Here is a 19,848-nt window from a genome sequence, read left to right as displayed (position 1 = left end):
AGGCAACAGGGCAAGGCCGATGTAGAGCCGTGGGCGTGGCAGATGGTGAACATCCTGCGGCTCTACCAAGGCGGCGGCATGGGCGGGACGATCATCCTGCCCAATGACGTGATGGAGCAACCCGTCGCTATGATGGCCGCACTCAACATGATGTCTGACTTCGACAGCCGCTTGCGGAACGAAGAAACCGGCCGGCTGCTGAACGAGGACGACGGCATCGACCCGGTGCAGCAGGCTAAGGCGGAAGGCGACGCGATGGCGTCTTGGCTGGTGAAGCGATAGCGTTACTTCCGGGGGAAGATGACGAAGCGCGTCGGTTCGGCTTGGCAGAAGAGGTTGACGCTAAGGGCGTGAAGACCTCTGAAGCCTTCCCGCCAGAGCATTTCGTCGGCAACCCCCACCACGCGGCCGGTGGCGTCATAGGCCACGCACTGGACCGTCACAGAGGCGTCTAGGACGTGTCCGATGCCGGCAAGCCCGATGACTTCGGCCATGACCCTGATGAAATGGCGTCCATCGGCCATGACGCTGTCATGGTGCGCCGAAATCCCACCGATCCGCACGCCGCATAGGTCTTCAAGCCGCTCAATCCGCTCAACGAACGGGGTGAGGTCTTTCGCATCCTGTAGCTCAGGCTCCCAAGGGAAGCGGGTCAGTTCGGCCATCGTCTCCGGCGCGCTCAGTTTCAAACCACACACCGTACCGTGATAACCAAGGCGCGTCCATGCGGCGCGTCTTCCTACTTATGGGATAAGCGCCATGGCTGACGCAGTTGCCTTTTCCATTGGCATCCATACGGATGAGGCGAAGAAGGGCCATGAGCAGATCATCGCGTGGAACACGGATATTGCTGCTTCGTATGGCAAAATCCTGTCCGCCGCGAAGGAAGCCGGGGCGGGCTTGGGCCTTGGAGCTGCCAACGGCAATACGGCCGGCATTCTCGGGCTGGAAAAGGCTGTCAACGGTCTCTCCGCGTCGATGGAGAAGCTTGTCCAGTCGCAGGCGGCGTTCATCAAGTCGGCACAGGAAAGCGTCCAGTCGTCCACCGCCCGGACCACGGCCAGCAAGGCGGCGGCGCAGGCAGCGGAGACTGAAGCGCAGGCCCTAGACCGCATTACGCAGCGCATGGCCGCCGCCAAGGCAGCCCGCGAGGCGCAGACGCAGGCCACGACGCAGCAGAAGGCCGCACAGGACGCGCTCAACGCCTCTGTTGCCGCTGGTGCCGGTGGGCAGGTGTCCAATGCCGGGCTCCTTGCAACGGCCAAGGTGGCGCAGGACGCGACCGCCAGCGTCGAGAAGCTGACCAAAGCGCGGATTGACGACGAAGCCGCTTCCGCTGCCCTGGTGAAGTCGGCCGACACGCTGGTTGGCAAATACGCCCCCCTCATCAAACAGCAACAGCAGCTTGCGGCCGACAAGGAGGCGTTCAACAAGCTCCAGAAGGCAGGCACGCTGACTGCCACGGAAGAAGCGGCAATCCTGTCTGGTCTGACCGCCAAGACGCAGATGATGGACGCGGCGCAGAAGTCGCTGGCCGGCTCAATGAAGCTGAGCCACAACAACACGCTGGCGCTCAACGCGGCGTTCGTGAACTTCGGCCAGTCGATCATGGCCGGCATGAACCCTCTGACCGCGCTCACGACGCAGCTTGGGCAGGCCGCCCCGGCACTTGGCGAAATGGCGGTCAAGTCCGGGACTTCTGGAGCCGCTATCGCTGGCATTGCTGTGCCTGCCATCGCCACGGCAGCCGCTATCGCCATCGCTGTCGTGTCGTATGAGAAGTACACGGGCAGCCTGCGTGACTTCGACAACGTCAACAAGCTGGCCGGTAACTCGGTGGGGATGACGCGCGACCAGATGGCCGCCTATGCCGACAGCATCGCTTCTGCCACTGGAGTGTCTTCGGCCTTCGCTCGCGAGACGATTGCGGCATATACCAAGCTGGGGTCTGTTGCCACCCCGGTCATGTCCAGCCTGATCGCCATCACGAAGGACTATGCTGCCGTCACCGGGCAGTCTAAGGACGAGGCGGCCAAAGCCCTTGGCGCCATGTTCACTGATCCCGCAAAGGGTGCGCAGGAACTGGCGACCAAGTACGGCGTCATCAACGGCGCTCAGCTTCTCTACATTCAGCAGCTTACGGCGAGCGGTCAGAAGACGCAGGCGCAGACCCTCCTGGTCGATGCCCTTGGCCGGCGAATTGCTGGGGCGGCGGAGCAGACCAGTTGGTGGGCGCGGACATGGGATGCGGTCGGAACGTCTGCCAGCGAAGCAGCTACGAAGATCGGCCGTGCTATCGACGAAGCCGTCAACGGCATGTCGCCGCAGCGGCAGTTGGCGCAGACCGAGAAGCGGATATCAGAACTCCGCGCCAACCTGAGTAAGCCCACCTATTCGATCCCGCTGTTCGGTGAGTACGAAAGCGGTTCCGGCAAAGCCGTAGACACCACAAAGGACCGGGCCGAACTTGCAGCGCTTGAGGCGTCTGTCTCTCAACTCCGCCTGCGGATTACGGAGGACAACCGCCGTTCCTTCATCAAAGGCATGGTGAACGACGCCAACAAGGCCAGCGTTGCCGCGGTCGAGACGACACAGCGGTACGATGACCTTGGGCAGATGCTCAACAAGGCAAACGCCGATCTGGCCGTGCTCCAGAAGGGCATGGGGCCGGGCATGGGCGCTGCCGCCGGCGAGGGCGGAAAGGCTGTCGAGGCGCTTCAGAACCAGATCAAGGACCTTAACACCGTCCGCACCTCTGGCCTGGACTTGGCGACCTACAAGAGCCAAGAGCTTGCCAAGATCGACGCCAAGTATGCCGGAAACACTTCGCCGCAAGTTGCGGTGCAGATCGCTCAGGAAAAGGAGCGCATCAACGTTCTCGGCACGGCCACGACCACGGCGCAGCGCAAGGCGCAGGTGGACACGGCCACGGCATCGGCACAGGCCGGCGTGACCCACGCCGCGGCAGAAGCCACGGTACAGCTATCGCTCCAGACGCAGGCCCAAGAGCGGCTTGCGGCGGCAGCGGGGCAGGGTGAGGCGGCGCAGCGTCGGGCTGCCATCGAGAACCAAGTCGCCGCGGCTGCGGTGAAGGGGTTGGGCGATGCGACCCGGCAGGCGTTGGAGGCGCAGGAAGCATCCGCTCGGACGCAAATCCACGCCGACTTCGCCGGGTCGATCAAGCTGGAGGTGGACGCTACCGAACGGCTCGTTGCCGGCATGCAGAAGGGGGCGGAAGCCACCCGTGACGCACAGGTCTACAACGAAGCATATGCCCAGACGATCAAGGAGGCGGTGCCGACGGAAGCCGACTTCGGCAAGAAGCTGGCAGACAACATCGTTCTGCTGGAAAAGAAGGCCAAGTCGCTAGATAGCAAGGCGTTTGAGGACTACAACAAGCAGATTGAGGGCCAGACCCGCCAACTTCAGCTTCAACAGAAGCTTGTCGGGGCGACGCCGCAACAAGCCGCTCGCCTACAGTCCGAACACGACATCAATGAGCTGCTGATCAAGCAAGGCAGGAATTATGAGAACCTGTCCGAAGGTGAGCGGAAGATCATTGATGCGGCCCGTGATCGGTCAATCCAGAATGCCGAGCTTGAGCAGCAGATCGCTCGCCAAAAGGATGCCTACGACACCATCGCCAACAGCTTGGAGAAGTCCTTCGAACGGGTTGGCGATGCCATCGTAAACGCCTTCGTGGAAGGCAAGGGAAGCGCTGTTGACTTCGGCAACATCGCCAAGGGCATCGTCTCGTCGCTCATCACCGATCTGGTGAAGATGGCGGCTATCCGGCCGCTGTCGAACGCCATGTTCGGGACGAACTACGGGACGCTGTGGGACTTGAGCGTCTCGTCCCCTGGTGCAGCCGGTCAGGGCGGCGGCAGCAGCCTGACCAACTCCCTTTTGTCCAAGGGGGTATCGTATGGCGCCGACAAGCTGTTCCCGTCGGCGACCGGCGGCATCACCAGCGCCATTGACAGCTTTGGCTACAGCACCCTCGGCATCGGAAGCGTCAGCTATGGCGCTCCCATGGTTGCCTCCAACGGAATGCTCGCAGGTGGCGGTGCCACAAGCCTCGCGACGCCGACAGGCATATCCGGCGGCCTGGGAACGACGCTAGGAGCGGCGGCGCCTTACGGCTTCTTGGGCGGCATGGGGGGCGCATACCTGAGCAACCAGTTCATGGGTGGTAGCAAGGTAGGCGGCGCGCTGTCTGGTGCAGCTCTCGGCGTAGGCTCCATGGCGGCTGGTACTGCCGCTATGGGCGCCATGGGCATGGGCGCGGCAGCTTCGGCGGCTGGTGTCAGCGGCATGGCTGGCGCTACGGCAGCTCTGTCTGCCATCCCGGTCTATGGCTGGATTGCTGCGGCGGTGCTGGCGGCGATCACAGCCATCGCTGGCACGCAGAAGCCGACTGTCGGGCCTACCGCGTCGGCTGACGTGACCATCAACGCGGGAGGGAAGTCAGCCACCTACGGCAATGTCCAGACGGACAATGACGGCGATCCGGCCGCCGGCAAGGGGCTGGGCAACGCGCTTTCCACCATCTTCTCTTTGGCGGCGATGGGTGGCGGCACGCTGACCAAGGATTTTGGCATCGGCCAGACGGCGGCGAAGGGTCTCTATGTCGCCGGCAGCGTCCCCTACAAGGAGTTCGGCAAGGGTGATAACGCGCTTGGCGACGCCCTTAGGTACATGCTGATTGAGCAAGGAGGTCTGAAGGGCGGCGGGGCCAACACCATCAAGGCCCTGCAAAACACCAAGGCCACGGATTGGGAGGAGGCGGCCAAGGACATCGGGCTAGGAGCGCAGATCGACGCAGGCAATACCGCGCTTAAGTCGATGATCAAGACATTGGGCGGGCTCACTGACGCAGCGAAGAAGGCCGCGGACGAGAGCTTCAAGCCAATGATCGATGATCTGATCAGGGCTCAGAAGCTTGGCATTGGCGACGCTTATAAGGCACTCGCCACTGACCAGCTTAAGGAGTACTTGGACCAGCTTCGAAACCCGCCCAACTTCACTCAAGCCGAACAGGACATGGCCGCGCTGAAAGGCCAGTTTCAATCGGCGCGTGAAGCGTATGCCCAGCTCAACCCTGAGATGGTGACTTATGTGGACCAAATCGAGCGCGAGACGCGAGCGCGCTTGGCGGCGGGCCTTAACTTGGCGTTGGATCAGCAGACCAACGAAGCCTCTGGCCGCGGTTACGTGAACCAGATCAGTGGCTTCCTGACGACGCTGAGCGAGAACACGCGCTCTCTGGCCGCTGTTGGCGAGCCGGCGACACGGGCTAACAACCTGTTCAACGCCTCGCTGGGTGGACTGCTGAAGACCCTCACTACGGATCAGCTTTCGGACGTGGTGCGGACATTTGGCGGCGACATCGGGCGCCTTGCCACGCAACTGACGACGGCGAACGATAACGCTCAACAGACTGCAAACACCCTGCAACAGACCACGCAGTTTGAAACGCTGCTTGGGAAGATCAGGCAGGACAATGCTCAGGCACAGATCACCGCTCTGAATGAGCAGAAGTCGGCCGCGAATTCGCTGCTGTCTTCGTGGAAGAACCTGCAATCGTCCATTGGACAGGCCCGCCAAAGCCTGCTTGTTGGCGATTTGTCCACTCTCGACCCTAGGTCGAGAATGGACGCCGCTCTTTCCTCCTACCGTGATGCGCTCAGCAGGGCGCAGGGCGGTGACGTGGACGCGGCGGGTCAGGTGTCAGGTCTGGCGCAGACTGCGCTCACGGCAGCGCGGGCCTACTACGCCAGCAACGAGGATTACGCCCGTATCTTCAATGAAGTGACGGGCGGCCTTGGTGATGTTGAAAGCGTGGCTTCACGTCAAGTGACGCTAGCATCGCAACAGGTCAGCAGGCTCGATACGCAGATCAGCATTCAGCAGGACACGCTGAGGGCGCTGCAAACCGTTCCGGCCGACATTGCTGCCATCATCAGGGGCATCAACAGCGGCAACTCTGCCGATATCTGGCAGTGGTCTAGAAACCAGGACAGTGGAACGCGGACCCAACTTCAAACGGCGGTGCTGAACTCCTTCAGCAACGCTGACATTGAGGCGAAGTTCGGCGGGTTTTCGGACATCCAGGCGGCTCGTGCTGCTGATCCGTCGTTCAATCTGGCCGATTGGTTCCAGAAATACGGCAAGAACGAGGTGCTGTCCGGCGCCCGGTCGATCCCCGGCTTTGCGGCCGGCGGTATCGTCGGCAACGGCATGTTCGGAGTGGATAGTGTCATCGCCAGCTATGCCGGCGGAGGCAATATCGCTCTGGCTGGCGGCGAGTATGTGATGCCGGCCAACCAGACGGCCATGTACCGGCCCGCCCTGGATGCGATGCGAGCGGGGGCATGGGGCGCGGCGAACGACCGGTGGAGCGGCTCCAATGTGGTGCCGTACCAGCCGCGGTATTCCGGCAACTCGGGCGGCCAGTCTGCCGACATCAAGCGGCAAAACGAACTGCTTGAGGAGCAAAACCGCTTGCTGACGGCCCTTCTCAGGACCACAGCGGCGGCCGGGGACGGCACGCTCAACGGGCTGGCCGAAGTGGCGGACAACGTGAAGGCCGTCGCCAAAAAGGCGGCCGGCGGGGGGCTTCGTGAATGACGATCTTGTTGTTTGAAGCGACTGTCTACGACCCGGTTTCGGCCGGGGCAAAGACCATCCTCGCTGGCTCCGCAGCCTATGCCCACCCTTCGGCCCCCGGCTTCTACCGGGGCGCCGTCCTGGGTGACGCGCAGGCCACCGCTACGGTGTCGCGCTCGGTCTGGCAATCGGAGAGCGAATACGGCGCGGGCAAGCTGGACTTGGCGGAAATCGACATCGAGAACATCGACGGCTGGCTGGACTGGCTGGTGACCAATGCGGCAACGTATGGGTTCTCCGGCCGGCTCCTGCTGCTGCCCGATGCCACGACCGCCTACAGCTCGGCAACGGTGCTGGCGACGGGAGTGATAGAAGGGGCGGCGTTCGCCTGGGACCGTGTCACCTTCCGGTGGCGAGACCAGATCGCCTACCTCTTGGACAAGGCGGCGCAGTCCACCAAGTTTGCCGGCTCCAACAGCCTTCCCGCCGGGCTGGAGGGGGTGGACGACATCAAGGACCAGTGGAAGCCGGAATGGTGGGGAACGAACTACAACGTGCAATTGGTCTGCGTGAACACGGACAAGCTGATCTACCAAGCATCTGTCCGCGCGATGCAAGCCCTTTCCAAGGTCTACGACAAAGGGTCGACGCTGACCGCTGGTGGGGCGTTCTCGACCATCTCCGACGTTCAGAACGACGCCGTGAAGCCGTCCGCCGGCCAGTGGAAATGGTATACCGGGACGGACGGAACCTATGTCCGTCTTGGCTCCACGCCGGCCGGAGAGATCACCGCAGACGGCAGCGAGGGAGCCAACAGCGCCGCCCGTACCGTCGCGCAGGTGTGGAAGCGAATGCTGGCCGTGTGGGGCATCTCCACGATCAGCAGCAGCGACGTGACGGCGGCTGATACGGCGCAGTCCGGTGAGGTCGGCATCTGGCTCGGGACCAGCGAAGAGCAGCGGCGCGACGCCATCACCAACCTCCTGTCGTCCGGCGGGTTCGTGACGTGGCTCGATGCCGGTGGCACATGGCGGATAGCCCGCGTGGAAGAACCGAGCGGAAGCGGCGTGGTCATCTTCAAGGTGCTGCGTAACGGCACGCCGGCCCAAGCAAGCGATGGCGACATCCTCGAATGGGAATGGGAGAACCCCGGAGACGGCACCGCCAGCCCGGCCTACAGCGTCGCGCTGACCTACGCCAAGAACTGGCTGGTGCAGTCCAAAGACAGTTTGGCCGGCATCTCCCTTGCTTCCACGTCCACGACCCACGGTCTGCAATTCCTGACGGAGCAAACCCGGCAGGTGAAGCAGGAAGACGCCACGACGCTGACCAATGCCCCTCTGGCTCGGCAGACGACGGAAGACACGCTCTTCATCGACCAGACGGTGACATCGACGGAAGCGGGCCGCCGGCTTGCCCAGCGCAAGAAGGGTGGCCCTCGTCGGGCGCGCATGAAGGTGAAGTTCGGCCCCACCACCGCGGCGGCGGTCGATCTGATGAAGATCGTCACCATTCAGCTTCCCCGGTTCGGCATGTCGGCGGGGCGCCCGGCCCTGGTGACCGGCATCACGCCTGATTGGTCCAACCAGACGGCTGACCTCAACCTCTACCTCTGAGGCCCAACCATGGCAGACAATGCAGCCGTCGTGGGGTTCCCCCGCTGGACGGACAGGATCACCTTTACCCAACCGGGAGGGTCGTCTTCATCGGCGACCTATCCCGTCACCAACCTTGGCAGCCTGCCGCTGGCGCAGGTGTGGCGCTCATCCTCCGCCAGCACGGCCAACGCTCAGTTCGTGGCGACGCTGGACAAGCAGCGCGGCGTCCGTCTGGTGGCTTTGGTCGGGCACAACATCAGCCTGTTGGGCAAGATCAGGGTGCGGCTGTACTCCGACACCGGGCTTACCACTCAGATTTACGACAGCGGGTGGGTCGATGCTTGGCCGGTGGTCTACGCCTGGGATGCGTTGGAGTGGGAAGACGATAACTGGTGGTCTGGTCAGTATACCGACTTGGAAATCACCGGATACCGCTGGACCCGTCCACTCTGGCTTGATGCGCAGTATCTTGCACGCGCTATCAAAGTCGAAGTGAGCGACATCACGAATGCAGCCGGCTATATCGAGTGCGGCATGTTCGAAGTTGCGCAGGGATGGCAAGTCGGCATCAACTTTGGTTACGGCGCTCAATACGGCTTCCGCTTCCGCTCTCAATCTGTCGAAGCTATCGGCGGCGCGAAATACTTTGAGCGCAGAGACAAACCGCGTGTGTTCAAGGGCCAAATCAGCTATCTTGAGCGAGACGAGGCCATGGCGAAAGCATTCGAGCATCAGCGTCAAATGGACCTCGACACTCCATTCCTATGGATGCCCGATCCGACCAGCACAACCAACTTGCTCCGCGAGGTCTTTCTTGCGAGGAATGTTGACCCTGGATTGATGTCGTATGCGACTTACGCCCGCGACCAAGTGCCGTTGGCCTTCGAAGAGGTGATGTGATGACCGCAGTTACTTTCCCCAACGGCAACCAATATTCAGACGATGGCACAACCGCCAACGACATGCGCAACGGCGGGTTCAGAACGAGCCTGCTGCCCATGATCGGCGACACCATCACGGTCGCGAACAGCGCCGTCACTGCTGCCGCCTCCGCCGTTCCGGCTGCCACCACGGCAACGTCTGCCGCCAGCACAGCCTCTGCCGCCGCCGCCACGGCCTCTGCCGCCGCCGCTACGGCAGTAGGGGTCAGCCTCATCAAGCAGCCTAGCGAAATCGCTGGCGTAGACCCCACCGTTGACTTTGTCTTGTCGTCCAGCGTGGCCCTGCCGGCTGGCGTTATGGCTGGGACTTCAGCGAAATACGTTTTTGACCGGACCGGGGCTCTGACCAGCACCGCAGCCGGAACGCCGCCCATCGAATTTGACGCCGTCTCGGGCGCATTGCGCGGAATGCGGGTTGAGACTGCCGCCACGAACCTGATCCTTGGCTCCGACGCTCCATCCACTCAGACAGTCAGTGTCACGGCGCAGGCATACACGCTGAGCTTCTACGGCACCGGCTCCATCGTCCTGTCCGGCACCTACTCGGCAACCGTGACCGGCACTGGCGCATTTCCGACGCAGAAGACGCTGACCTTCACGCCCACGGCTGGGACGCTGACCCTGACTATTTCCGGAACGGTCCAATATGCCCAGCTAGAGGCCGGGTCATTCCCAACGTCGTACATCAAGACAGTCGGATCGACGGTCACCCGCACTGCCGACAGCAACATCATGTCGTTGTCTGGGGTCAGCGGATGGAACTCTGCCGAAGGAACGGCCTACGTAGAGGCAGACCTTCCGCAGACGACCACGTATCCAGGCGTCTTCCAAATTGATGACGGCACGCTGAACAACTTCGTGCGCATCATCGGCGTTGCGAATTCCACTGCGGTTTGGGCGGAAATCTACGTCGGCGGTGTGGCGCAGGCCACTCTGGTGCTCGGCAACATGACGCCTGGGACGACATTCAAGGCCGTCGTGGCATGGAAGGCGAACTCCTTCGCTGGATGCCTCAACGGCGGCACGGTCGCGACCGACACCAGCGGCTCAGTGCCGACGCCGACGCAAATCCGCCTCGGCTCAGGGTCTGTCGTCAGCGGCGGTCATGTGCGGCGGCTGACTGTTTTCCCGCGGCGTCTGCCTGACGCCACGCTTGCTCTCCTGACCGCGTGAGGCCGTCATGACCTATCCCCCCGCATCCAAGCATCGCGCCGGCATGATGATGCCGCGACAGGCGCATCTCGTCGAGACAACCATGATCTGGGGCGGCACGTCCACCGGATCGGCCAACGCCCAAGTCATCGCGCCCGAGTTCCCGGCAGACCTCAAAGGGCACCCCACCTACGTTTTCATCGCCGGCTATTCCAACAGCGGCGCAACAACGCTGTCTCTTGATGGCGGCACGACAAACACCAGCCTGCGGAAGCCCGACGGCACCGCCATGATCGGCGGAGAGGTTGTCTCTGGCACAGCCTATACCGTCGTCTTCGATGGCACCTATTGGCGCTTGGCTGGCGGGGCCGGTGGCGAGGACACGGCAGCGTCGATTGCGGCTGCGTCCACTGTCAACATCGGCGGCACGTCGGCTCGCGCCATCACGGTAACGTCCGGGGCCGGCCCGATCACGGCGTGGGGCACGGCTCCGGCTGGCGCTCACCGCGACATCACATTCGCCGCGAATGTCACGCTGACCTACAACGCGACAAGCGCGATCCTGACCGGAGGTGGCGACATCAACGCCACAGTTGGCGATACCTGCCGGCTGGAAAGCCTTGGGTCTGGCAACTGGAAAATGCTGAGCTTCCAGCGGGCGAACGGAAGCGCGCTTGGAGCCTACACCACTCAGGCGCTTAGCACGTCCGACAAGTCCAGCAACGCGACCCTGTCGAACAGCAACCGCACCGTCACGACGGCTGACGGGTCCGTCGCGTCTGGCCGCGCCTCCAACTACATCACCACGCCGACATATTGGGAGGCGCTGATTGTCACCGCCGGGACCAGCAACGTTGGTGTTGCCGGGGCATTGGCGCCCACGAGCGACTACCTGACGAACAGCGCCTATGGTTGGGGCTATCTCAGCAACGGCAACAAGGCCACCAACGGCGGGGCAACGTCTTTCGGGAGTTCGTGGACCTCTGGTGACCGCTTGTGTTTCGCCTACCACCCCGGCACCCGACAGCTTTGGATGGGCAAGGTAGTGGGGGGCGTGCCTGTGTGGGGCGCTAGCGGCGATCCGGTGGCGGGAACCAATCCAGCCTATACCACGACATCCGGCACAGCAGTTTTCCCGTCCTACTCGGTCAACGGCAGTGGCGGCTCTGTGACCTTTAGCTTTGCCGGCGGCACGCTGACGGCGACGCCACCCGCCGGCTTCACGGCCTTCAACTGAGGTTAGTCATGGACATCACAAACATGGTGCCGGCATTCGATGCTCGCACGCAGCGCATGGCGTCCACCTATACCGACACGGACGACCCGGAGCATGACCGGATCGTGCGGGTGTGGGATGTGGAGGAAATCCCGATTGAGGAAATCCGGGAGACGCGCAAGGCCGCAGCCACCGAGCGCCGCAAGATTGAGCGAGATCGCGGCGTGGTCATCAGCGGCAACCGTTGGCACAGCGACAAGGGAAGCGCTGACGACATCGCTACGGCGGTAGCCATGGCCCGGCTGTACGAGGCAGGGGCGGGGGAGGGGACTTTCCGCACATCGTGGAAGACGGCAGACGGCTTCGTGACAGCAACGCTGTCCGACTTGCTGGCCGCCGGTCTGGCCGTGGGCGGGTTCGTTCAGGCGTGCTTTGCCAACGAGGCGGCGCTGTTCACTACCATCGACGCGGCGGTGACGGCCGAAGACATCATTGCGATTTCGCTGGACGAAGGCTGGCCGGACGATGGCTCCACAAAGGACGCCGCGACCATCCAGGCAATCCTTCAGTCCAACGCACGGCTGGAGCGACAGGCGAAGGAGTACGAGGCGCAGGGAGACACTACGAACGCTCAGCTAACCCGTCTCATGATCAAGGAGATTTGACACATGGCTACCGGTTTTCGGCGATTAGGTAACGGTGACGGCGCGACCCTGGTTAAGGATGCCGTTGCGAAGCTTCACGCTGCGATGGATGGACTGGAACAGGCCGCAGCGATGGCCGGTGCAGTGCTGGCGCGCGGCTCTGCCACTGAACTAGAGGGCGCTGAGTTTGGCGCTCAGTCTGGCGAAGGGCAGGCGGTGCATGACGAGGTGAACAGCCTCTCGTCCGCGCTCGCCACCTTCATGAGCGACAACGCAGTGTTGATTGCACGCTACAACCCCGGCGGCTGATCCGCCACCGCGACAAAAATCCAGGGGCCGCTCCTTCGTGGGGCGGCCCTTTTCTCATGCCCGGAGACTTGAACTTTGGTAACGGTGACACCCCTGACGCCGCCTGAAGCGGTGGATATGATCGTCGGCTTCGAAGTGACGAGCCGGGCGGTCTACGAGAAACTGTACGCCAAGCCGACATGGCCGGGCGGAGAGAGCGGCGCGACCATCGGCATCGGCTACGACCTTGCCCATCACGACGCTGACGACTTGGCATTGGACTGGCCAACGCTGACATCTGCGGCGCGGTCCACACTCGCCACAGCGTGTGGCAAGTCCGGCGCTGCGGCCAAGGCGCTTATCCCCTCGCTGGCGTCCGTCGTGGTGCCGTGGGATGCCGCCTATCAGTGCTTCCGGGGCAAGTCACTGCCCAAGTACGAGCGCATGACGGCCGATGCCTTCGGTGGCTGCCTTGACCTGCCTCCGCTGTGCTTCGGCGCGCTCGTCTCGCTCGTCTACAACCGGGGTGCCGGAATGGTGGGGGACAGCAGGGCGGAGATGCGGGCTATCCGTGACCTGATCGCCGCCGGGAAACTGGATGAGGTGCCGGCGCAGTTCCAGGCCATGAAGCGCTTGTGGACGGTGATAGGCTTGCTGAACCGCCGCGATAAGGAAGCTGCTCTTTGGTCGAAAGGGCTTAGGGGCTGAGTCCTGCGGTGGTACAATGTGGCGGTCGGCGGGATGCAGCCCGCCCGGCCGAAACCGAACCGGAAAGAGGGTTTCCGATGACCGCCAAGGACAGCATACACCACAAGGGCACTGGCGACGCAATGACACGTCGCGGCTTCCTGATGGGATCGACAGCTATTGCCGTAGGCGCGGCGCTGATCGGCGCCCCTGTCGCCACCAAGGCAGCTACATCCGCTCTGCCGCAGACCGTTAAGCCGATAGTGTTTGGCCGTGTGCTGAACGCAGAGCCGACCTTCACGATTGACCACTTCGGCAAGCTTCGCGGTTCAATTGAGGGCGTCGTGAAGTGGGAGGCCGTGTACGACGGCGGGGTGAAGCTTGCGCGTGTTGATCGCGACCCGCGCCCCGGTGAATGGACGGTTGATGAAGGAAACATCGTCCTTGGCGGGATGCCCGTATTTACGGTCCTCGCTGATGTCGAAGGGCATCCAGCGCCTATGAGCATGCTTCAGTCGCTTCAACTTCCCACCGATGGCACGGCCGGTATCCGTTTATACGAGGTGACGGCATGACCAGCGCATACGCCAAGTACCAAGACACTTCCGCCCGCGCTAAGGCCGGTGACATTGAGGCTGCCGAGCAACTCCAAGCCGATGCCATGGCGGTCTTGGCCGAATTTCGTGCGCATTCGCTAAGCGACGAAGACCACGCGACGCTGAAGGAAGCTGCCGCAGAGGTGGGCGCTCGGTTGCGCGCCGCTCTGAAAGGGGAAAGCTATGACCGCTGACCTGATCGCTGAACTCAAGGCCATAGACGACGCCGCCGGCATTGGCACGCTCTGCCGCGTGACCGATGTCCGCTATCAGCCCGGCACCGCTAATCAGATGGCCGGATACCTCATCACATGGGAGAACGGAGCTGTCACGCTGGTGGGAGCGGAGAGCGACGCCCAACGGTTTGCGGCTGCGCAGCAGTGTGGGCAGCCCGTCCCGGTTGAGGGCCATGTCTACTACGTTCCGGCCGCTCTGAAAGGGGAGGCGCAGCCATGAGCGATCCATTGACCGCCAAGGACGTTTTTGCGGCTGTTGCTGGCGGTATGGTCATAGCCTACGCCGTATACAGCTTGGCTGTCCTGTCGTGGCATGACTTCTTCTTCTATGGCCGCGATGAGTGGTGGAAGGACAAGCTGCGTCGGCTGCATATCATTCGCCGCTAAACTCCTTAAGCCTCCTAAACCCCACCAGCCCGCCCGGCCAGTCCGCGGCGGGCTTTCGCTTTTGTGGAGACCGACAATGGACGCCACATTCATGGAATGGCTCGGCTACGCGACCCTGTATGCGGTCGTCGTCAAAGCCGTGCTCGCCAGCACCCCAACCCCTCCGCCTGACCGCTGGTACGGAAAGCTCTACCGCGCCCTGGAATGGTCCGTGATGGTCGTTGGCCGTGTGAAGGAAGGCGCAGGGAGATGAAACTATACCGAAATATAACGCCGTCTAGCGTGGGAGCGTAGACATGGACTTCCTTGCTTCCGTCGTCGGCTCCAGGCTCGGCTTGGCCGGTCTGGTAGCCGCCATCATGGGCTTGGTCATAGGCGGCCTGTTGCTGGATAGGGCAGGGCTGAAAGCCGACGTGGCGGAGAGGGACGCCACCATTGCCGCCAGAGACGCGACGATTGCCGAGCAGAACGCCGCAACGGAGAAGATGCGCGCCGATGCACTGGCCGCTCAGACCGCCGCAGATGCCCGCGCCCGCGTCGCCCTCAAGCCCCGCCCGAAACCCCAGACTGCGACCGTGGGAGCGCTGAACGATTGGCTGAGCTCAAAGTGACGATGGCAGCCGTCCTGCTGCTGTCCGCCTGCGCCTCCGATCCGGTAAGGGTGGAGGTCCCGGTAATGCAACGCGCCGTGCCTCCGGCTGAGCTGGTGGCGCCCATACCAACACCGGGCGCTATCTTCTCCGCTCCGTCGTCATCCTCCGTGGCGTGCCTCGATCCGGCCGGGCGTGATGCCTTGGTCTCGTATGTCGATCTGCTGCGCCAGAGGGTCAGCGCGTGGGAGGCGTGGGCGGCTCCGTGACCGCCCACCGCACACGGGGCCACTACAGCTTGAAAACCCGCTTGCTGACGTAGGCATCCTGTTCGATCCTCTCGCGCCATTCCGCCGTTGAGACATCAATCTCAGCCCGACAGACCTTGCACTCGACCGAATTTGCGTGCTCAAGCTCCTTGATCTTGTGGAGCGTGCTTTCGCCGCATTTCTCGCACTTAACCGGGATTGAGGCGAAGTCGTAGGTGGTGCCTGTGAGCGTCATCGGTTCCTCGCATGCTTTGACGTGACCATCAAAATGTGAGTACCGCGACAAGCGCCCGAAAGCCCCCAAACGGGCTAGGCAGATTGCAGGGGCAGTCACTCCGGCCGCAGAGCCTCCACTTCCTTGGCCGCCCATAGCTCGAATGTGTTCAGCATCGTGTTGCCATAGCCGGAAGGGCTCCACCACCGGACGCCCGGCGCCATAGGGTTACGGTAGTTGGCCGGCGGGATGCCTTCAATCTTTGGGCGGTACTGGACGCCGATAGCCACGACAAGGCGATGCGACGTTCCCTTCTTGTTGGAATAGGTGCGCCCGATTTCGATCTTCATTTCGCTGCCCTCAAAATGGCGATGGCCTTTTCCAGATCGTCGGCAATGCAGCCGGCCTCAACGTCGCCATGCTTTGCCATTTCATAGGCGCGAGCATATGCCGCCGTGACATAATCCAGGGCAGCGGCCTTCAATGCCGGCTTGGTCTCGGTCGCGGCCGGCTTCTTGCCGCTCTTGCCAAGATCGTAGAACCGTTCCGCGTCTTCCTGCGTGATCCACTTGCCGACCAGCCGGCGGCGCCAGCCGTGTTTCGGAGGCCATGCGATCCCGACTGCGGCGAGCTGCTTAGCGTTCCATCCGCCGCGTGGCGTCTTGGCTGCTTCGATGAACTCTTCGGTAATTTGCACCCTGTCTGTCGGCCTTTCGTATTCGCTCAGTGTCATCGTTTCCACCGTATCAATGGTTCCTAGGAACAGGTGATCTCAGTCTCAATTCCTTTGCGTGGGACCAGATAGGCATAGCTTCGCCAGTAACGGCGAAGCAGCCTCAATTCCCCCGGAGCCGACCGAGATGAGACATAGGTGCAAGACGTGACCATCTTACTGGCGGCCGGGGTCAGCGCTCGGCCTTTACCACTACTTCATTCCAACGCAGGCAATCCGTCACCTCTTGCACCTAATGACGGCACCTTCCGGGGCGCAAGCTTCACGGGGCCCGGTCCTGACTTCCCCGCTCGTCTCTCGACGTTCGGCTGGCCTTGGTCTTCCACTTTCCCTTTGGCCCGCTCAGAGGCTTCCCTGCTGGCGGTGGTTGCTGTGCGCGCACGGTGTGCCGCCTCGGGATATGTGACCCGAAACGGAGGTAAGACGTAGATGGAAGTTGACCGGGGCAGGGAGCTAAGCTACACCTGACAGCGGATACGATCCATCGGTGCCTCAATCACCGATCCAGGGCCGGCAGCGTTGGAAGCGCTTCCGGCCCTTTTACTTTGGGGCAATACAACCGCGCAGTCAACGTTCACGTAACGTCCCGTGAACAAACGTCGCCGTTCTGCCGAAAGATTTTTCTGGATAGGACGGAAATCAGCGTCTACCTAGGCTCCCTGATCCGCTTGCAAGCCGCCTTGATCTCCCGCCGATGCTTCTTCCTGCGCTCCAAGCGCTCACGGATGGCGTCGGCGTCGTTCACCTCCAGGGCGGCCATGATCTCATTGTGGACGCAGTTCCTGACGCTCAGCTTGGCTGTCCCTGCCACCGCCTCAAACATGGCCGGATACATCGTCTCAATGTGGTGGACGACCGCCTTGCCGATGTCCATGGCGATCTCTTTGATAAGCTCGCGGTCGGCGTCGATGGCAGGCTTTGGCTCTGGCTGATCGATCCTGGCGACCTCTGTTCCGCCAAGCGTCGGGGGCCGTTCCTGTAGGGTGGGCTTGCTCATGATTGCTTCTCCAGTCCGTCAGGTATCGCAGGGCTACCGCATCACTGCCGCGTGCCGCTTTCCTTGACCAGCGAGTATTGGCACTCCGTCGAGAGGACCAGCCTGCCGTCGTCCAGTTCGATGATCATCCGGCCGGGGGCTTCGTCATCCTCCCGGCGGACGGTGCCAAGGACGGCGTTGGCTGTGTCATAGTTGAAGGCAACCCGCACGCGGCGCCCGAGAAATCTTCCCTGTTTTGGGAAGGTGTTGTGAGTGATGGCGTCATCGGGCAGCCTCTGCATCACCGCCCATCCTGCCGCCTCTAGCGATCCCAGATAGGAGCGGATCACCTCTGCCGCCGCCCTGTCGCACATCTGCCGAACCATCCTTTGGCAGTCGGCCGGCGTCTCTGACATGTTGGACACATAGGCCGTGTCGGACAAGGCGCAGGCGAATGTGTCGCCGCCCAGCGTGACGTGGTCGTAGAGCCGCCTGGATGCGGCCTGGATGATGGCGTCGTCTTCCTTGCTCATGCTGGCTCTCCCTCTGCGCTGTCCAGCGCATCGGTCCTGTAGCGCGAGAGGGCGGCGCGGCCGGCGTCGGTCAGCCCAACGGCAAATTCGGGCCGGTTGTCGTCATAGAGACGGAGGTATTCCCAGCCGACGAGCCAATCCAGTTCGCCGCGGTCATCCGCTGTGACGATCACGCCCGCTGACCGTGCGGCGGCCAAATCCACCCATTCAGCGTTGAACATCTCGACGAACAGCAGGATGTCCCGTTGCTTATCGGTCAGCGCCATGGCCTTCCTCCTGTGTATCGGTGTCGGTGGCAGAGGGCAGACGCGCTGCCTCAATGGCCTTGGCAAGCTCTACGAGGCGTGATGCCTCTTCCTCGGTCAGCGGCCATGCCGATATGATGGCGTCCAGAGCCTTCGCCGCGGCATAGTCCTCTGCCTTCGCTGCGTGGCCCATGCGCAGGGTCTTGTCGTGGATGTTGTAGAATGTTACGCGCGCATCTCTGGCCTTCCGCTCGGCATCCTTCGCGGCCTTCACCGCTTGTACCAGGGCAGGGTCTCCGCGATACAGACGGGTGAACGCGTCTCCGCCGTACATCTTGTAGAGGTTTCCAGACCTAGCGAACTGCGTCCCATCCTCCAGAACGATCCGTCCGCCGGGAGTGTGGCGCTTCACCACCCCGACCGTTGCTTTGGTCAGGTCGCCAACCCATCCCGCCGCAACCACGAGCCCATCAATGGGGGCATGCTCCAGCGCCGTCACGGCGAAGTCGGTCAGTTCCAGCTTGGTCATGTCATTCCACTTTGGTTTGGGTGGCGGACAGAGCGGTACGGCCCGCCGTGGTAATGATGTGCCACGAGCGGCATTCAGGGTCTTCGATGGTCAGTCCTTTTCGAAGACACGACGTTGCTGTTTGTGGAGACGGGGCAAGCGCTGCCGCCGTTCCGCCGCTTCGATAGGACGCCAGCTTGCGGAGCCATCGCGCCTGCGCTTCAGTCAGCTTCATGGGCTGGGCTCCTGGGAAGGGGTGGCGGAGGGCAGACGCGCTGACCAAAGCCCACGCTCCGCCCATCTTGCGAAGCTGCGCAGGAACATGCCGCGCTCCTGAGCTTCCCCCGGATACCGGTAGCGCACGCATCGCTCTCTATGCTGGTCGTCGAACAGTTGGACAACCTCACGGTACGGCCCCGTCTTCCCGTAGTAGATGTAGCCAACCTCAATGTCGGACTGGCGCATCACTCATCCCCCTTCTCGCGGCGGACGCCTGCACCGCCTGACAATGCCTTCTCCGACTGCACTTCCTTGAGGCGCAGGACGAGGCGCTTCCGCTTTGGGTCGGGAAGCAGCTCGTACGCCTCGCAGAATGCCGCCAGTTCGTCGGAAACCGGCCGGTGGTGCTTGTTCTCCGGGGGCAGGGTGTGCCGCCAGATTGAGTCACGAGCGCGCCCGAACCACGAGCCGAATTCGGCTTGGGTCAGGTCGTGTCGTTCCAGGAAATCGACGAGGAAGTTGCCCGCCTTCGGGTTGATGCGAACCGGCGCCTCATGCGGCTTGTCCAGTTCCTCCATCGCCTCTCGAATGGCGTCTTGGGCCTCATCCAGAGTGATGTCGAACCACTCCCCGGACTTGCGCCTTTCCCTGAGCATGGCGTGGGCGGCAGCTTCTACGGCGCGCGCCTTACCGTCCGGAATGTCGGTCGAGTAGTGGACTGACAGCTTGTCGGCGCTGCCAGTCTGGAGCGCAGCAAGGCGCTTATTGATGTCAGAAGAAATGCCGATCTTGAGAGGGCCACTCTCAGGCCCGATCACATATACCGACTTGCTCATTCCGCTTCCCTCCGGATCGCCACGCCGATCTTGTCCGGCATCTCTGTGAACTCGATGCCTTGGGCCTTGAGGGTATCGACCACCTTCTTCTCAGTGGACCGCTTCGGGTCTCCCTTGTCGGTCTCCAAACTGATGACGGTGCGGCGGCTCACCTCTGCCTTTTCGGCAAGTTGATCCTGGCTCCATCCAAGGAGCGTTCTGGCGGCGGCGATGAGCTTTCCGTTCATATCGACGGCGTATCTCAGCCCCAGCATCAAAGCAACTCCAATCCCGTTTTCATGCTCATACCGTACCACGGCATTGCTCTATATGTCACCCTGAAAATGCACAAAACGAGCAAAACCGCTTGCGTCAAGTCTGTCTGTGTCATA

26 protein-coding genes are annotated in these 19,848 nt (G+C 62.4%); 15 read left to right on the top strand and 11 right to left on the bottom strand.

The features are described 5' to 3' along the window. The first annotated feature begins 42 nt into the window (after window positions 1-42). Complete coding sequence (locus tag ABNQ39_RS20575; protein ID WP_376960103.1) at window positions 43-282, top strand: hypothetical protein; 240 nt, start codon at window positions 43-45, stop codon at window positions 280-282. Between the two features lie 2 nt (window positions 283-284). Here the strand turns inward: ABNQ39_RS20575 and ABNQ39_RS20570 are convergent, their stop codons facing one another. After that, window positions 285-665 carry a hypothetical protein gene (locus tag ABNQ39_RS20570; RefSeq protein WP_376960102.1) on the bottom strand — a complete coding sequence of 127 codons (381 nt, stop codon included), beginning with the start codon at window positions 663-665 and terminating at the stop codon, window positions 285-287. A 94-nt stretch (window positions 666-759) separates the two neighbouring features. Here ABNQ39_RS20570 and ABNQ39_RS20565 point away from each other — a divergent pair, with 94 nt between their 5' ends. The 14 genes from ABNQ39_RS20565 (at window position 760) to ABNQ39_RS20500 (ending at window position 14,965) form a co-directional block, all read left to right on the top strand. Further along, window positions 760-6,630 (top strand): phage tail length tape measure family protein, encoded by a 5,871-nt coding sequence (locus ABNQ39_RS20565; RefSeq protein WP_376960101.1) that lies wholly within the window; start codon window positions 760-762, stop codon window positions 6,628-6,630. Next, complete coding sequence (locus ABNQ39_RS20560; RefSeq protein WP_376960100.1) at window positions 6,627-8,225, top strand: hypothetical protein; 1,599 nt, start codon at window positions 6,627-6,629, stop codon at window positions 8,223-8,225. Before ABNQ39_RS20565 ends, ABNQ39_RS20560 begins: the two co-directional genes overlap by 4 nt. A gap of 9 nt (window positions 8,226-8,234) precedes the next feature. Next, the gene (locus ABNQ39_RS20555; RefSeq protein WP_376960099.1) at window positions 8,235-9,107 is read left to right on the top strand and encodes a hypothetical protein; all 873 of its coding nucleotides are present in this window, start codon (window positions 8,235-8,237) and stop codon (window positions 9,105-9,107) included. Then, on the top strand, window positions 9,107-10,321 hold the full coding sequence (locus ABNQ39_RS20550; protein WP_376960098.1) for a hypothetical protein: 1,215 nt from the start codon (window positions 9,107-9,109) through the stop codon (window positions 10,319-10,321). The genes ABNQ39_RS20555 and ABNQ39_RS20550 overlap by 1 nt, the downstream gene beginning before the upstream one ends. Window positions 10,322-10,328: 7 nt before the next feature. Beyond that, entirely contained in the window at window positions 10,329-11,537 is a 1,209-nt protein-coding gene (locus ABNQ39_RS20545) for a hypothetical protein (protein WP_376960097.1), read from the top strand. An 8-nt stretch (window positions 11,538-11,545) separates the two neighbouring features. Next, complete coding sequence (locus ABNQ39_RS20540) at window positions 11,546-12,181, top strand: DUF4376 domain-containing protein (protein ID WP_376960096.1); 636 nt, start codon at window positions 11,546-11,548, stop codon at window positions 12,179-12,181. A 3-nt stretch (window positions 12,182-12,184) separates the two neighbouring features. After that, a complete protein-coding gene (locus tag ABNQ39_RS20535; protein ID WP_376960095.1) occupies window positions 12,185-12,469 on the top strand; it encodes a hypothetical protein in 285 nt (94 codons plus the stop codon). A gap of 117 nt (window positions 12,470-12,586) precedes the next feature. Then, window positions 12,587-13,156 (top strand): glycoside hydrolase family protein, encoded by a 570-nt coding sequence (locus ABNQ39_RS20530; protein WP_376960094.1) that lies wholly within the window; start codon window positions 12,587-12,589, stop codon window positions 13,154-13,156. 77 nt (window positions 13,157-13,233) lie between these two features. After that, window positions 13,234-13,710, top strand: coding sequence for a twin-arginine translocation signal domain-containing protein (locus tag ABNQ39_RS20525; RefSeq protein WP_376960093.1), 477 nt, complete (start codon window positions 13,234-13,236; stop codon window positions 13,708-13,710). Beyond that, entirely contained in the window at window positions 13,707-13,925 is a 219-nt protein-coding gene (locus ABNQ39_RS20520) for a hypothetical protein (protein WP_376960092.1), read from the top strand. The genes ABNQ39_RS20525 and ABNQ39_RS20520 overlap by 4 nt, the downstream gene beginning before the upstream one ends. After that, window positions 13,915-14,187 (top strand): hypothetical protein, encoded by a 273-nt coding sequence (locus ABNQ39_RS20515; protein ID WP_376960091.1) that lies wholly within the window; start codon window positions 13,915-13,917, stop codon window positions 14,185-14,187. Before ABNQ39_RS20520 ends, ABNQ39_RS20515 begins: the two co-directional genes overlap by 11 nt. Further along, window positions 14,184-14,354 (top strand): hypothetical protein, encoded by a 171-nt coding sequence (locus tag ABNQ39_RS20510; RefSeq protein WP_376960090.1) that lies wholly within the window; start codon window positions 14,184-14,186, stop codon window positions 14,352-14,354. Before ABNQ39_RS20515 ends, ABNQ39_RS20510 begins: the two co-directional genes overlap by 4 nt. Window positions 14,355-14,430: 76 nt before the next feature. Further along, the gene (locus tag ABNQ39_RS20505) at window positions 14,431-14,607 is read left to right on the top strand and encodes a hypothetical protein (protein ID WP_376960089.1); all 177 of its coding nucleotides are present in this window, start codon (window positions 14,431-14,433) and stop codon (window positions 14,605-14,607) included. Window positions 14,608-14,650: 43 nt separating this feature from the next. Further along, the gene (locus ABNQ39_RS20500; protein ID WP_376960088.1) at window positions 14,651-14,965 is read left to right on the top strand and encodes a hypothetical protein; all 315 of its coding nucleotides are present in this window, start codon (window positions 14,651-14,653) and stop codon (window positions 14,963-14,965) included. Window positions 14,966-15,235: 270 nt separating this feature from the next. On the opposite strand, the gene ABNQ39_RS20495 is transcribed toward ABNQ39_RS20500, so the two are convergent. The 10 genes from ABNQ39_RS20495 to ABNQ39_RS20450 form a co-directional block, all read right to left on the bottom strand. Continuing rightward, window positions 15,236-15,448 carry a hypothetical protein gene (locus ABNQ39_RS20495; protein ID WP_376960087.1) on the bottom strand — a complete coding sequence of 71 codons (213 nt, stop codon included), beginning with the start codon at window positions 15,446-15,448 and terminating at the stop codon, window positions 15,236-15,238. Window positions 15,449-15,543: 95 nt separating this feature from the next. Continuing rightward, window positions 15,544-15,777 carry a hypothetical protein gene (locus tag ABNQ39_RS20490; protein WP_376960086.1) on the bottom strand — a complete coding sequence of 78 codons (234 nt, stop codon included), beginning with the start codon at window positions 15,775-15,777 and terminating at the stop codon, window positions 15,544-15,546. Then, window positions 15,774-16,160: a hypothetical protein gene (locus tag ABNQ39_RS20485; RefSeq protein WP_376960085.1), complete on the bottom strand. Its 387-nt coding sequence runs from the start codon at window positions 16,158-16,160 to the stop codon at window positions 15,774-15,776. The genes ABNQ39_RS20490 and ABNQ39_RS20485 overlap by 4 nt, the downstream gene beginning before the upstream one ends. Window positions 16,161-16,806: 646 nt before the next feature. Further along, window positions 16,807-17,157, bottom strand: coding sequence for a hypothetical protein (locus ABNQ39_RS20480; RefSeq protein ID WP_376960084.1), 351 nt, complete (start codon window positions 17,155-17,157; stop codon window positions 16,807-16,809). A gap of 41 nt (window positions 17,158-17,198) precedes the next feature. Beyond that, entirely contained in the window at window positions 17,199-17,669 is a 471-nt protein-coding gene (locus tag ABNQ39_RS20475) for a hypothetical protein (protein WP_376960083.1), read from the bottom strand. Next, entirely contained in the window at window positions 17,666-17,935 is a 270-nt protein-coding gene (locus ABNQ39_RS20470; RefSeq protein ID WP_376960082.1) for a hypothetical protein, read from the bottom strand. Before ABNQ39_RS20470 ends, ABNQ39_RS20475 begins: the two co-directional genes overlap by 4 nt. Then, window positions 17,919-18,443: a hypothetical protein gene (locus ABNQ39_RS20465; RefSeq protein ID WP_376960081.1), complete on the bottom strand. Its 525-nt coding sequence runs from the start codon at window positions 18,441-18,443 to the stop codon at window positions 17,919-17,921. The genes ABNQ39_RS20470 and ABNQ39_RS20465 overlap by 17 nt, the downstream gene beginning before the upstream one ends. Window position 18,444: 1 nt before the next feature. Next, on the bottom strand, window positions 18,445-18,657 hold the full coding sequence (locus ABNQ39_RS20460) for a hypothetical protein (RefSeq protein ID WP_376960080.1): 213 nt from the start codon (window positions 18,655-18,657) through the stop codon (window positions 18,445-18,447). 229 nt (window positions 18,658-18,886) lie between these two features. Beyond that, window positions 18,887-19,477 carry a GIY-YIG nuclease family protein gene (locus tag ABNQ39_RS20455; RefSeq protein WP_376960079.1) on the bottom strand — a complete coding sequence of 197 codons (591 nt, stop codon included), beginning with the start codon at window positions 19,475-19,477 and terminating at the stop codon, window positions 18,887-18,889. Next, window positions 19,474-19,731 (bottom strand): helix-turn-helix transcriptional regulator, encoded by a 258-nt coding sequence (locus tag ABNQ39_RS20450; RefSeq protein WP_376960078.1) that lies wholly within the window; start codon window positions 19,729-19,731, stop codon window positions 19,474-19,476. Before ABNQ39_RS20450 ends, ABNQ39_RS20455 begins: the two co-directional genes overlap by 4 nt. Between the last annotated feature and the right edge of the window lie 117 nt (window positions 19,732-19,848).

The sequence above is a fragment of the Azospirillum sp. A26 genome (assembly GCF_042604635.1).
Lineage (GTDB): Bacteria > Pseudomonadota > Alphaproteobacteria > Azospirillales > Azospirillaceae > Azospirillum > Azospirillum palustre.
Note: the sequence above shows the minus strand (reverse complement) of the source record. Positions and strands in the feature narration are given on the sequence as shown.